General features: G+C 44.7%; 11 protein-coding genes. 6 read left to right on the top strand and 5 right to left on the bottom strand.

What is annotated here, in order from left to right; genetic code table 11:
• The first annotated feature begins 191 nt into the window (after positions 1–191).
• Positions 192–911 (top strand): SAM-dependent methyltransferase, encoded by a 720-nt coding sequence (locus QUA16_RS32575; protein ID WP_333108458.1) that lies wholly within the window; start codon positions 192–194, stop codon positions 909–911.
• A 418-nt stretch (positions 912–1,329) separates the two neighbouring features.
• Here the strand turns inward: QUA16_RS32575 and QUA16_RS32570 are convergent, their stop codons facing one another.
• From QUA16_RS32570 to QUA16_RS32550, 5 genes are all read right to left on the bottom strand, one after another.
• Positions 1,330–2,430, bottom strand: a complete 1,101-nt coding sequence (locus QUA16_RS32570) for an iron-containing redox enzyme family protein (RefSeq protein WP_333108459.1) — start codon at positions 2,428–2,430, stop codon at positions 1,330–1,332.
• A gap of 174 nt (positions 2,431–2,604) precedes the next feature.
• Complete coding sequence (locus QUA16_RS32565; protein WP_333108460.1) at positions 2,605–3,219, bottom strand: rhodanese-like domain-containing protein; 615 nt, start codon at positions 3,217–3,219, stop codon at positions 2,605–2,607.
• Positions 3,209–3,976: a sterol desaturase family protein gene (locus QUA16_RS32560; RefSeq protein WP_333108461.1), complete on the bottom strand. Its 768-nt coding sequence runs from the start codon at positions 3,974–3,976 to the stop codon at positions 3,209–3,211. The genes QUA16_RS32565 and QUA16_RS32560 overlap by 11 nt, the downstream gene beginning before the upstream one ends.
• A gap of 15 nt (positions 3,977–3,991) precedes the next feature.
• The gene (locus QUA16_RS32555; protein WP_333108462.1) at positions 3,992–4,624 is read right to left on the bottom strand and encodes a type IV pilin-like G/H family protein; all 633 of its coding nucleotides are present in this window, start codon (positions 4,622–4,624) and stop codon (positions 3,992–3,994) included.
• A gap of 490 nt (positions 4,625–5,114) precedes the next feature.
• Positions 5,115–6,887, bottom strand: coding sequence for an AAA-like domain-containing protein (locus QUA16_RS32550; protein ID WP_333108463.1), 1,773 nt, complete (start codon positions 6,885–6,887; stop codon positions 5,115–5,117).
• 175 nt (positions 6,888–7,062) lie between these two features.
• Between QUA16_RS32550 and QUA16_RS32545 the strand changes: the two genes are divergently transcribed.
• The 5 genes from QUA16_RS32545 to QUA16_RS32525 all read left to right on the top strand — a co-directional run bounded on the left by QUA16_RS32545 (position 7,063) and on the right by QUA16_RS32525 (position 13,191).
• Positions 7,063–7,608 carry an NfeD family protein gene (locus QUA16_RS32545; protein WP_333108464.1) on the top strand — a complete coding sequence of 182 codons (546 nt, stop codon included), beginning with the start codon at positions 7,063–7,065 and terminating at the stop codon, positions 7,606–7,608.
• A 116-nt stretch (positions 7,609–7,724) separates the two neighbouring features.
• Entirely contained in the window at positions 7,725–8,285 is a 561-nt protein-coding gene (locus QUA16_RS32540) for an SPFH domain-containing protein (RefSeq protein WP_333108465.1), read from the top strand.
• A gap of 116 nt (positions 8,286–8,401) precedes the next feature.
• Entirely contained in the window at positions 8,402–8,920 is a 519-nt protein-coding gene (locus QUA16_RS32535) for a type IV pilin-like G/H family protein (protein WP_333108466.1), read from the top strand.
• 19 nt (positions 8,921–8,939) lie between these two features.
• Positions 8,940–11,777 carry an AAA-like domain-containing protein gene (locus tag QUA16_RS32530; protein ID WP_333108467.1) on the top strand — a complete coding sequence of 946 codons (2,838 nt, stop codon included), beginning with the start codon at positions 8,940–8,942 and terminating at the stop codon, positions 11,775–11,777.
• A 355-nt stretch (positions 11,778–12,132) separates the two neighbouring features.
• Positions 12,133–13,191: a potassium channel protein gene (locus QUA16_RS32525; protein ID WP_333108468.1), complete on the top strand. Its 1,059-nt coding sequence runs from the start codon at positions 12,133–12,135 to the stop codon at positions 13,189–13,191.
• Positions 13,192–13,319 lie beyond the last annotated feature (128 nt).

Here is a 13,319-nt window from a genome sequence, read left to right as displayed (position 1 = left end):
AGTTTTTGAGCAACAGCTTGCCTGAGATTCAAAGGTGGCTACTTTTAGCTGCGCTCATTTTTTAGTCTAAACTACAGCAGATAACACATGAAGAGATAGATTTCAGAAGTTGATAAAATAGCTCTTGCGACAGATGGCTGGAATATTACTTATTCGATACTTTTAAAATAGTCAACTTGGTTACAGAATTTATGCTCACTTCATCCCATCCTCTGAAACAGGTATTCCACTGCCCGGAAGAATCGGATTTTTACGCGCACTGCTTGGAAAGTTTAGTGTTAAATGCTAGTGACAATTCTCGACTTATCGTAGAGTTTGGTTCAGGAGAGGGAAGTCCAGTTATTAAGTCTTTGCTGAGAAGTGATTTTGATGGAAAAATACAGGGATTTGAGCTAAATAATGTAGCTTGGAAAATTGCTCAGTCTCAAATTAAGCAATATGAATTGAGCGAACAATACACCGTCAACAATTGCTCTTTTTTTGATTCGCCCTTATACGAGTCGGCGGATTGTGTCATCTCAAATCCGCCTTACTTGCCGGCGGTGGATGATAAGATTTACCAGCCGCTGTTGCACGGGGGGAGTGATGGTTCGACAATTGCTAAGAAACTTTTGTCTTTGGGCAGCGACGAAGTTTTGCTGATGGTTTCTAGCTATTCTAATCCTGTGGGTTTGATCGATTATGCCTTGGATCGAGGCTACTCGGTTGCGAATTTTGAAATTGCACCTTTAAATTTTGGCTATTATAGCTCGGAACCCAAGGTGAAAAGCGCGATCGCCACTCTGCGAGAACAGGGAATGGCTTTTTATTCGGAAAACATCTATCTGCTGGCTGGAGTTTTGTTTAAGAAGCACCAAAAGTCGCAAAGAGATTTGTCGATCGAGCTAATTCAGTTAATGACAGCATTTTAAAATACAGCGCTGGTAGGTGCAAGATGCCTGTTCTACCATTGTCAGCAACAGGCTTTTCGGCCTGTTCCACAAAGATTGTATTTCTTGTGGAACAGGCCGAAAAGCCTGTTCTACCATTGTCAGCAACAGGCTTTTCGGCCTGTTCCACAAAGAGTGTATTTCTTGTGGAACAGGCCGAAAAGCCTGTTCCTAAAAGGCTTATTGAGAACGTCAGCAACAGGCTTTTCGGCCTGTTCTACCATTGTCAGCAACAGGCATCTTGCCTGTTCTACCATTGTCAGCAACAGGCTTTTCGGCCTGTTCCACAAAGAGTGTATTTCTTGTGGAACAGGCCGAAAAGCCTGTTCCTAAAAGGATTATTGAGAACGCTGCAAAATCTAGGGTGCATCAGTCTCTGACCCACCCTAGGATATAGCGGTTAATTCCGTTCTGTGGCTTGGATCGATCGCACTACAGCAGCCCCAGCCCGATCGCCGATCGACTTCTCCTGATCGTACCCCAACACCAGTTCCCAAGCCTCCTGCGGGTATCTGTCAACCAGCGGGATCGCCACTTCATCCAACATCCAGCGGCCGTGACGCTCATCTTCTTTGATGTGCAGTTCCCAATAACCCATCGCAGCCTGCGAGAGGCCTAGACGCTGGGCGGCGGCTAGATAATTGCGGTAAGCGACGGGCCCCGCCACCTCAAAATAAGTGAGTCCGCCGTTGTAGCGCAGAAAATGGCGCTTGCGTTCCGTCAGCAGAAAGTTGTGATTAATACTTGCGAGCACTTGCCAAGGCACTAAATCGAAGTACGCTTCCGGTTCCGTACTCATATCGAATTCAGCCAGCATTTGAGCAAAAAAGGTCGAATGCTTGCGGGGGAGGCGACCGCCACCGTATTCTTCGATCAGCACTCGCGTAAGGGTACACTGAATTTCGTTGCCGGCACCGCCGATGATGCGAGAAACACGGCTGGCTTCCACTAAACCGTCGAAGGAGGCGATCGCCAGTAGGTGTTTGTATCCCTCTTCAGTCATCTGTTCCCGCAAATAGCGATCGCTCTCGTTCAAAGGAGGATCGACATCGGCGGCCGCGCGATCGCGCAGGGCTTGCTTGACATCCGGCAATTTTTGCAACGCTGCAACGTCGATTTGTGCGATTTCCCACTGCTGCCAAGGTTCCTCAATGCGATCGCGCACGGAACGCAAATAGTGCGATCGTTCGTTATTGTAGCGGCGTAAATCATCGTACCAAAACAAGTTGAGGCGGTTGATGCGGTAAAGTACGCGCTGCAAGAAGCGGTGAGCGGCCTCATCGCCCGGTTCCTGTTGGTAAGCTGCTTGAATTGCATAGGCGATCGCGCTTTCAAAATCGGTGACAAGTAACGGTTTTGCCGCCACCGTCTTGTCTAAATCCTCGACTTCTAGCAAATTGACAAATTGGCGATCGGCTGCTTCGTAATTAGGGAGTACGGATTGCTTTTTGGGAAGACTCGGCGAGTCTATTTTGGGGAGTAAATCTGCCGTGTTTTGCATGGAATCAACTTATGTTATGACTTTGATTATTGTGCTGCCTGCCCAAACAGCCAACCGTTGCAGATTGCTGAGGATTCTGGCTACTTTTCTTGAAGATAGCTAATCTGTCAGCACGATACACCTTTCTATTGATAGAGATTTGACAGAAATCAATTTGGTCACAACTGCCCCGATTCATTCCAAAAGCAGGGTGACTGAGGGAGACTTTATCAAGCTGTGCAAAGTAATTGGAGCTAATATCTGAGCATCTTTTGCAGCCGGCACTGCTTCCCGCCACGCTTTGATACCTCCTGAAAGGACAACAACATTCAGGCTAATATCCTTAATCTTATTAGTCTCATTTCCTCCCGATTCTTGGGAATACCGAGCGACTTTTTCCAACTGTTTGTAGGCTTTAACCGATCGCCCTCCTCTGGCACAATAAAGTACAATTATCGGCTGAGGTCTATCGGATTTAACCCTAGCTTTTACAATGGATTGAATCTGCTTGACACCGAACCCCATCTCAATATCAATTAGGGGAACAAGGGGACTTTCACCGATGCGATCTTCCGCGTATTCTTCGGGCGATCGCACATCGATCAAAATCACTGGTTTCAACTTACCCTGCTGCAATTCGGCAACAGTTACTTGTTTCGTATTTAAACTGGCGATAAAAGTTAGGATATCCATGTGATGAAATAGGGCAACTGCACCCACAGAAGCAACACTCGTCAAGCCCAAACCCATAATTGCCAGCAAAAAGCGAGAATAGCGATTAATACCTGGTTTTGCATTTTTATCTAGCATTTTTAATCATCCTTGAAAATGGATAGAACATTTGTCCGACATATCCAGCAGGTATAGAATCAGAGATGCCATATTGATGAGGCATTTTTTTCGCTGGCATATAGATAGTGCCAAATAGCAAATCTAACAGTGGCAACTGAACAGCAAAGTTTTTGTTGTTTATTCCGGGAATTTTACTGTGATGCCAGTGATGAAATTGTGGGGTGGCTACAAACCATTTTAAGATACCAAATTTTAATTTAATATTAGAATGAATTAAGAAAGCGATCGCCGCCGAATAAAGAGCATAAACCACCAAACTCTCCTTGGTAAATCCCAAGCAGTAAAGAGGCATAATTTTACAAATCTGAGTAAACAGTTGCTCGCAGGGATGCACCCGCACTGCTGCTAACCAGTCCATATGTTCAATGCTGTGATGGACTGCATGGAATTGCCAAAGCCAGGGTACTTCATGCAGTAGTCTGTGAGCGATATAATATGCCATATCGGAAACGATAACTGCTTCTGCCAACTGCAACCATGCAGGTTGAGAGGCTACTTTGCTTTGCAATTCCGGGTTGAGTAAATTAGTTGTCAGCGACAAAATTACAGTCACAACAATAGCGCCCGATCTGCCAATAAAGTGACCTGTAAAAAAATATGTGGCATCGGTTGCCCATCCGAGACGGAATATCTTTTGCTTGTGCAACGATAAAATTCTTTCGAGGGGAATGAAGATGCAAGCTAAGATGATGAAGCCTTTGACTACTTCTGGCATAATTTTTGTCGATATTTACTTTGTCACTGGCACAGTGCCATCACCGCAGACAAGATCGCCATTCTGAAGGATAGGATTAGACGGTTGGGTATTTCCAGGAGAATTTGCTGCACACAGAATGGATACAGTAGTCTTCTCTTTGTTAGCTGCTTTGGAAACAGGTACTAAAAATACAGCCCCGACATAGCTACGAAGATTATTGCTGCGGGCTACACCATAACTAAACGCAGCATTTTTGGTAGATATGGTTGAATAGTTATAGTTGGTTGTCTGAGTTTTAATGCCGATACCCAGGGCATTAATGTAATTAGAAAATGCACCATCTTCGGCGTATTTTGCTTGTTGACCTTTGTTCATTGCGCTAACATATTGTTTAGCTTCTGATAGCTTCGCCTTGCCACCACAACCGCTAGAATAAGGGAGGACGATCGCAGCAAGTATCATGACCACAGGAACATAAATAAAAGTGATCCTCAGTAAACTTCCTACACAAGATTTACTTTTTTTGGCAGGGGGAATGTTTGTTTCTGAAGATGCCGCTTGTTTGTTAAGTGCATCGAGTTGAGGGTTTGTCTTAAGCTGGATGGTTGTTCTCGATACTGCTTGTTTGTTGAGTGCATCGAGTTGAGGATTTTTTTTAAGCTGCATGGTAGTTGTCCAAATGTGTTAGCAGAGTAGTTTTCAAGTGATTGACATACTCCCCGGCGTAAACACATGGGGATTCTAGAGTCAAACAGCGAGTGTACGGGTAGCTTGTCTAACATCGCCTAATCTAACAGTCGATGCCAAGAAAAACTAGCAAGTTATTTTTAGCGTCGTTTTCATCCAGTCCATTGAGTGCGGTGGGGCTTGCAAACCTCGCCTACTGCGCCTTGCTTCTACTCTATTTTTATTAAATCAGGTGGCTATTTGAGAACTTGAGTGAGTTTTCATCGACTTCTCATCGACTTTTCTGGGACTTACGCAACACAAACCTGTGACAGAAACCGGGTTTCTGGCCAAAACTTGGCAATCAACCTGAGATTTTTCCTCAGAAACCCGGTTTCTCTGGAGTTATCCCAGGGTTAGAAACCGGGTTTCTGGCCAAGACTTGGCAATCAACCTGACATTTTTCCTCAGAAACCCGGTTTCTCTGGGCTTATAGCCGATCGCCAAAATACTCCTGATACAACCGACATCTCGGAATGCAATGATTTCCATCCAATTTCACCAACCCCATACTATTTAACTTAAACCCCAATTCTGACCTCAATCTAACGGGCTGGGAAACACTCACAATCTCTCTCATCGCCTCCATTAATTCCGAATATTTCTCTAAATTCCATAAATGTCGCCGCAAATGATCGCTGTAAATTCCCGCTTCAGTTGCAGATTCTTTCACTAACCGATCTAAAGTCACATCTTGACGCGAAATATGATACATTCCTAGGCGCACTAAATAAGGATTTCCGCCCACTAACCCCATCAAGTCTCCAACTTCATTCCCACTCCAATTCAATCCGTGCCGCTTTGCCAAGTCTTGCACTTGCTGGGAATTAAACTCTGGCAATTCAATCGGTAAACCCACATTAAACGGCGATTTATTCACATCCAGCGGAATATATACTTCCGTAGAATGCACCACAATCAAGCGAAACTTTTTCCAAATATCGCGCCGTTTTGCTTCTTCATGCAAAGCTCGCAATAACCCAAAGAAGTCGTCGGCAATTTCCGGCGATTCAAACAGGCGATCGCTCTCATCCAACCCTAACGTCAGAGGTTTTGAGGATTCAGACAGCAAATACTGTTCAAAATAAGCCTTGCAGCACTGATTACTGCCAATCAAATCGGCTAATTCCCAACACTTGGGCAACTGATCCAGCATTCCTAACTCTTGACCGATGCTAGCACAAAACCACTGCAAAAATGTATCGGAATTAGCGAATATTTTCCGATTGGCTAGCTGAAAACTCAGCGCTACCGTGCGAGAACCTTGCTGTTCTGCATGATGCAAAATCCTCGCCATCAAAGAAGTTTTGCCCATTTGTCTGGGTGCTTTTATGCGGATCAGCGCTCCCGGTTGGGCGATCGTCTCGTAACAGCGGGATTCGATCGGAGGGCGATCGATATAAAAACAAGAAGTGAGTTCAACTTGTCCTCCCGGCAATTCTGGCGGCGCTGCTGGCAGGGGTTTAATTATTGACTGTTTGGTGCTAGTAATTACTTTCCACTCTACAGCCAATTCATGGTCGGCAGTTAACGATGTGCGACCTTCTTTGATAATGGTTAAAATTTGTGATAATAACTTAAATGAGTCGCCAACACCGCCCCACAGCCAGGGCTGAATTCCTGCTAAATAGCTGAGTAAATCAAAGGAAAGCGGTGTATTTAATTCAACTAAAATCGGTAAAATGGCTGGTTTATGAGCAGTTAAATTGTGCAATTCCTTGGCTAGCTGCACTTGTTCCAATACCATTTCGCTAGCAGCCGATTCTTCCGAAATCAGCAACAGCAAATAATCGCAATGCTTTAAATATGAGGCTGAGTCGCTGCTGTTGTTAATAAAAAAGACTTCGTGGCCTCCCGCACTCAAAGCTTGGTGTAACTGCTGGGAGAGGGTTTTGTGTGAGGTCGATCTGGCGTTGGCTAAGCCCTCGAAGACGATCGCCACTTTTGCCCTCACCAGCACTACCTCCTCTGGATCTGAATTCGCCTCAAAATCAGCTATATCGCGCCATTCCTGACCCAATCCGCGACAAATTTCGATGAAATTGGCATAATCCACAGGTTTGCCATTCAGAAAATGGCTGACAGTAGATTGCGCCATCCCTAAATCCTCAGCCAGGATTTTCTGACTGGGAAAGCCATTTCTCAGGAGACAGGATTTAACTGCACGAATGCACTCTTCGCGCACCCTTAGCGATCGTGGCATTGCTTATCACAATCAAGACACTGAAACCATCATAAATGGCAACCGCCCCTAAAGTCGATGAAAAGTCGATGAAAAGTCGATGATTTTTCAAATAAGTCAGTCACCAACTCAAATAGCCGCCTGATTAGATTAGAAATAACAAGGTTGAATCCCATCAAAACGAGGTAAAAGCATTGTGTATTCTATCCTAATTTGGTCGCTGGCCTCAGCCACTAATCAACCAGGTTTCGCCTTCACCCCCCCGATGTTGTGGTTGCTGATCGGAGTTGTGCTTAGTGCGATCGAGCTATTAATCATCAAAAATCAGCCCCAAAAATACAGATTTTACCTGCTAATGATGGGAGCTTCGGCTGTAATTGAATCATTTATTTTGTGGAGAGGGTCTGTAGCATTTCAATTTAGTTGGGCGAACATAATGTATGAAGATTTTGACTGGCAAATCTTCTACTGGATGGGGATAGCCCTCGCGCTGAGTATCTGGATTAGACCAATTTTTATTGTTCGCAAAAAGTTTGTCATTCCCGAAGCCACGGAAGCGACAACAATCTCCGAAATTTTCCCCGGAGAAACCGGAATGGTGATTTATGAAGGGGCTTCGTGGAAAGCCCGCAATGAAGATTCCCAAGGGGCGATCGCACCCAGACAAAAAGTTTATGTTTTGCGCCGCGAAGGAAACACGCTGATTGTTGTACCTGACAGATTAATTCACATCAACAGCTAACTCAGATTTAGCTCTTTTATGACTCGGCGATTGAAATCGCTTCTACACAAACAAAGTCCGCCTTCGCGGACTAAGAAATCACCATCAACTGTCAACTATTTACCAGGAGATTCACTATGTATCACTATTTTTTGACGGTATTGCTTGCCATCACCGGAGTATCCTTAGCCAGCAGCGTAAAAATCGTCCGTCAAGGAGATGAGGCTTTAGTTGAAATTTTCGGAAAGTACGATCGAAAAAAACTAGAACCGGGTATAACCTTTTTGATTCCCTTTGTCGAGCAAGTCGCCTATAAACAAACTCTGCGCGAGCAGATTTTAAGGCTGTCACCGCAAGAATGCACGACGCGCGATCGGGTTGCCGTCACCGTTGATTTTATTGTGTACTGGCGCATAATTGACTTAGAAAAAGCGTCCTACAAGGTGCAGAATCTCAAGGAAGCGATGTTAAATATGCTGATTCTTTCAATTCGGACTCACCTTGCTAAATTATCTGTTGAGGAACTCTACACGGCTCGACATGAGATTAATAATGCTTTAGTGGAAGAGTTGGATACAACGACAGATCCTTGGGGGGTGAAGTTTACGAGAGTGGAATTGCGCGATTTTGCGATCGGCAGTAAAGTGATTCAGCCCACATCCATTGACCGGAAAGAAGTACAAAAGCTGCGAGCTTAAAGATTAGTATTTCCCCCTTTTCCTCGTTACCAGGCAGAGCCTGGTAACGCAGATCCAGAGGCTCTGCCTCGCCGACTTTAATTCGCATTGTATATACCATTTAAGGAGACAACACCATGACTAAAGCTCAAGAATCAAGTATTAGCAACTCAGCTTATAACGGTTGCGGATGCTTATTGCTTTTAATGGGCATTGGAGTAATGGGCGCGATCGCTCTGCCATCATTTCTGAATGCTAGCCATAAACCCATGATTTCAGAAGCAAAAAGCTATGTTGGCTCAATGAACAAAGCTCAGCAAGCATACTTTGCAGAAAAAAGTGCTTTTGCTACTTCTGTTAATGCTTTGGGGATTGGGATTAAAACCGAGACAACAAATTACAAGTATTCAGTTCGCGCCACTAAAAAAGCAGCATTTAATTATGCCGTAGCCAAGGAAAAAAACTTAAAAAGTTATGTCGGTGGTGTTTTTCTGGTTCGTGCTAAAAATCTTGAGCCAAATGCTGCTAAAGAGGAAATAACTACAACGTCCATATTGTGTGGATCGGATTTTCCCGGTACAATTAAACCAGCCGAACCCACCTATGAAAATGGTAAGATTGCTTGCGGTAAAGGCACAAAAGAAGTAATCAAATAATCTAACTCTAGACAATATAATGACAGTCGATTACCAATATCAAATCGGCGGCAGTCTCCCGCAAAATGCACCTACTTATGTAGTGCGACAAGCTGACTCAGAACTTTATCAAGCCCTCAAAGCCGGAGAGTTTTGTTACGTACTCAATTCCCGGCAAATGGGCAAATCCAGTTTGCTGGTGCGAACTGTACAAAAGCTCTCCGCTGATGGCATTGCCTGTGCTACGATCGACCTTTCGGACATTGGCAACCAGCAAGTCTCTCTAGATAAGTGGTACGGCGGCGTCGCTTACAAGCTATTGTGCAGCTTCAACCTGTTTAACCCAGTCGAGTTTATGGCTTGGTGGCGGGAGAGAGAGTTGATGTCGCCGGTGCAGCGCTTAGGAGAGTTAATTGAAGAATTGCTGCTGGTCAAAATTTCTCAAAACCTGGTCATTTTTATTGATGAAATTGATAGCGTTCTGAGTTTCCAAGAACCGCTAGATGATTTCTTTGCATTAATTAGATGTTGCTACAATAAACGCGCTCACAATTCAGAATACCAGCGCATTACATTTGCTTTGCTGGGAGTAGCTACGCCATCGGATTTAATTAGCGATGCAACTCGCACGCCTTTTAATATCGGTTTACCTATTGAATTGCACGGTTTTAAATTACAGGAAGCTCTGCCTTTAGCAAATGGATTTGAGGGAAAAGTAGAAAATCCTCAAGAGGTTTTAAAAGAGATTTTGGACTGGACTGGAGGACAGCCATTTCTCACTCAAAAGCTTTGCAAGCTGATTCTGCACCATGTAAAAAGCTTAGCGTCCGCTTCTATTCTATCAGATTCAACGGATGAAAGCAAAACTGAAAATTTTACTCCAAATCAATTATTAATTAGCGAGATAGTGCAATCTCATATTATTGATAATTGGGAATCATCCGATGAACCGGTACACATCAAAACAATTCGCGATCGCCTTCTCAGAAGTCCGCACCGCGCCAGTAGGTTATTAGGACTATATCAAAAAATATTGCCACTTTCAGAACCCCCCGATTGTAGGGGCGGTGCCCCCGTGCCCGCCCTGGTAGGGGGAATCTGGGCCGATGATACTCCCGAACAAACAGAATTGCGGCTGAGCGGATTAGTAGTAAAACGAGCCGGAAAATTAACCGTATCCAACCGCATTTACGCAGCTATATTCAACCATAACTGGGTAGAAAAAGCGCTCGGCGACTTGCGCCCCTATGCTGAATCCCTAACAGCATGGATAGCTACAAATTGTCAAGACGAATCTCGCTTGTTGCGCGGTCAAGCACTGGAAGATGCCCGACAGTGGGCGGCAAATAAAAGCTTGAACACCCAAGATTATCAATTTTTAGGTGCGAGTCAAGAAGCGGAATTTGCCAAATTGCGCGATCGCGAAAAACAAACTCAAGCTGAAATGGAACAACTGCGCCGCGAAAAAAAGTTACTAGAGGAACTAAGCGAAGCACAAAAGCAGAAAAAAGCGATTGCAGTTAAACTTTGGCGCGAGCAACAACTGAGAGTGCAAACAGTTACAGGAGCCGCAGTCATATTAATATCAATCCTGATAGTAGCTTTTTGGGTTAAACCGTCAATCGAAGAAAGAAACAACAAAATCCTCACTCTCAGTTTGCTATCAGAAACACTATTTGCCGCCGATAAAAAAGAAGAAGCTTTGCTAGAAAGCATCAGAGCTGTTACAGAAATGAAACGATCGCTCGGAGTGAGTTCAGATATTCAGATGCGAGTGGCGATCGCCCTCGAACAGGCAGTTTACAGCTTTCGGGAACGCCACCGCTTGCAGAGTCAAGCCAGTACCCTTGCTTTCGCGAGTTTCAGTCCCGACAGTCAAACAATTGTGACTGCTACCGATGATAATTATATCAAACTTTGGCAAAATAATGGAACTTTGCAAGCAACATTGACCGGGCATACTGATAAAATTATCAGGGCAATTTTCAGTCCTAGCGGTCAGATAATTGTCTCTGCAAGCGACGACAAAACTCTCAAAATTTGGCAAAAAGATGGCAAGTTAATCCATGATCTAAAAGGACACAGCGGTCAAATAACAAGCGTTTCTTTTAGTCCAGATGGTAAAATCATTGCTTCAGCAAGTGCCGATGGAACAGTTAAACTCTGGAAAATAAACGGTGAAAACTTGTTAAGTTTAAAAGTGGAGCGAGGTTGGATAACCAGCACGAGTTTTAGCCCAGACGGTCAGATAATTGCTGCGGCTGCTACTGATGGCACTGTTAAACTTTGGAGTTTGAGAAAGATTGTGGAAAAGTTGCAAAAACAGCAGTCAATTGAAGCAAGCACCGATATCAAATTGCTCCGAACTTTACAGATTGAAAGTGATAAAATTATGAGTGTAACTTTCAGTCCAGACGGAGCAATGCTGGCGACTGCAAGTGCTGGGGGAACTGCGAGAATTTGGAGCAAAGACGGCACACCGCTAAGTATTTTAAAGCATACAAGTGGATTGACAAATATCAGCTTTAGTCCCGACAGTCAAATGTTGCTATCTGCAAGCACAGACAAAATGGTGAGGCTGTGGAACATTGACGGTACATTGCTCAAAACTTTAAAAGGTAACAAGGATGCTGTTTGGAGTGCGAGTTTTAGTCCAGACGGCCAAGCGATCGCTAGTGCTAGTGCTGACGGTACGGTGATGCTGTGGAATTTTAATCTTGACGATTTGTTGCTGCAGGGTTGCGATGGAGCCCGCCATTATTTTCAGACAAATCCGATCGCAAATAAAAACAATCGCCACCTCTGCGACGGGATTGGAACTGAGTTGGGACTCACGCAAAAAAAACCGGGTCAATCGATTTTAGATTTTAGATTTTAGATTTTAGAATTGAGATTAAAGAATTGAGATTAAAGAATTGAAGCATTGACCCCACGGATAAATTCGGTGGCTTGTATCCTGGATGCTTTCGGTCAAAATGTTGAGTTTTGCAGCAAAGTATCTAGGCAGAAACTGGCTTTTTGATTAAGAATTTCAAAGGTGGTACCCGCCACGTGATTTATCCGTGGAATCAATCCAAAATCTAAAATCTACAATCCTCAAGAAAGAGCATTTATCCGTGGGGTCGCCTCTAAAATCTAAAATCTACAATCTAAAATCGATTGACCGCCCCTGCGTCTAGGGCTGATATGGTTTAATTTGGTAGCAGCTAATAGGTAATAGGTAAGCCCGATCGGTGTATTCAACTTTAGAGAAAAAGTACCAGCGCCTGCAAAAAGACTTAAGGGGCGGAGTCCTAGCCCTTGGGGGCATTGTATGCACGGGTACTCTCTGGTATTGGCAGGTGGAAAAATGGCCTTTGCTAGATGCCGCTTACATGACAGTCTTTACCCTAGCAACTGTCGGCTACGGTGAACTTCACCCCCTAGGTCAACGCGGGCGAATGTTTACCATATGCCTGATTTTGATGGGCGTGATTGTGATAGGTTTCATCGTCAACCGCTTTACAGAAGCGCTGATTCAAGGATATTTTCAAGAAGGAGCAAGAATTAGGCAGCAGCGACGATTGGTAGATTCTTTGATCGGGCATTACATTCTCTGCGGTTTTGGGCGCACTGGCCGCCAAATTGCCTTGGAATTTCAGGCCGAATATATCTCTTTTGTGGTGATAGATTCGGCGGTGCAGTCGGTTGAGGCAGCTTTGGCACTGGGGTACACGGCTGTCCAAGGAGACGCAACTCTAGACGAAATTTTGGTGAGTGTGGGGATCGATCGCGCAATTTGCATAGTAGCAGCTTTGCCTTCGGATGCCGAGAATTTATACACTGTCCTGTCAGCGAAAACTCTGAATCCGAAGGTACGGGCGATCGCCCGCGCCACCACAGAAGAAGCGGTAAAGAAGTTGCAACGGGGCGGCGCCGATGCCGTCGTATCCCCCTACATTACCGGGGGAAAACGCATGGCTGCGGCGGCTTTGCGGCCTCAAGTTATGGATTTTTTAGATGGTGTTTTGACGGGTACCGAGAGTTCTTTTTACATGGAAGAATTTTTGGTCGATCCCAATACTTGTGTCTACGTTGGAGAAACTTTGAGAAATGCCAAGTTGCGATCGCAATCGGGGGCCTTGGTTTTAGCAGTGCGGCGCGCTGGCGGGACTTTGATTGTCGGGCCTACAGGAGAAACTGCGATCGAAGGAGGAGATACGCTGATTTGTTTGGGTACTGCCGAACAACTGCGAACTCTCAATCAAATCCTCAGTCCCCTGAGTTTTCGCCTCCCCCGGCCCCCGAACTAATACGATGTCAGGTTTCTAGTCAGGAATGCAAGTCCTCTGTTGACAGTTAACTGTTAACTGTTGACTGTTGACTGTTGACTGTTGACTGTTGACTGTTGACTGTTGACTGTTGACTGTTGACTGTTGAC

The organism is Microcoleus sp. S13_C3 (assembly GCF_036700905.1).
In the GTDB taxonomy this organism is placed as follows: domain Bacteria; phylum Cyanobacteriota; class Cyanobacteriia; order Cyanobacteriales; family Microcoleaceae; genus Microcoleus.
This window is presented reverse-complemented; position numbering and strand designations above follow the sequence as displayed.

What these genes read in the sequence shown, in the direction of transcription:
- QUA16_RS32560 (WP_333108461.1), bottom strand. Translation starts at nt 3,976, where the DNA reads ATGCCAGAAGTAGTCAAAGGCTTCATCATCTTAGCTTGCATCTTCATT.
- QUA16_RS32570 (WP_333108459.1), bottom strand. Translation starts at nt 2,430, where the DNA reads ATGCAAAACACGGCAGATTTACTCCCCAAAATAGACTCGCCGAGTCTT.
- QUA16_RS32565 (WP_333108460.1), bottom strand. Translation starts at nt 3,219, where the DNA reads ATGCTAGATAAAAATGCAAAACCAGGTATTAATCGCTATTCTCGCTTT.
- QUA16_RS32555 (WP_333108462.1), bottom strand. Translation starts at nt 4,624, where the DNA reads ATGCAGCTTAAAAAAAATCCTCAACTCGATGCACTCAACAAACAAGCA.
- QUA16_RS32535 (WP_333108466.1), top strand. Translation starts at nt 8,402, where the DNA reads ATGACTAAAGCTCAAGAATCAAGTATTAGCAACTCAGCTTATAACGGT.
- QUA16_RS32540 (WP_333108465.1), top strand. Translation starts at nt 7,725, where the DNA reads ATGTATCACTATTTTTTGACGGTATTGCTTGCCATCACCGGAGTATCC.
- QUA16_RS32575 (WP_333108458.1), top strand. Translation starts at nt 192, where the DNA reads ATGCTCACTTCATCCCATCCTCTGAAACAGGTATTCCACTGCCCGGAA.
- QUA16_RS32550 (WP_333108463.1), bottom strand. Translation starts at nt 6,887, where the DNA reads ATGCCACGATCGCTAAGGGTGCGCGAAGAGTGCATTCGTGCAGTTAAA.
- QUA16_RS32530 (WP_333108467.1), top strand. Translation starts at nt 8,940, where the DNA reads ATGACAGTCGATTACCAATATCAAATCGGCGGCAGTCTCCCGCAAAAT.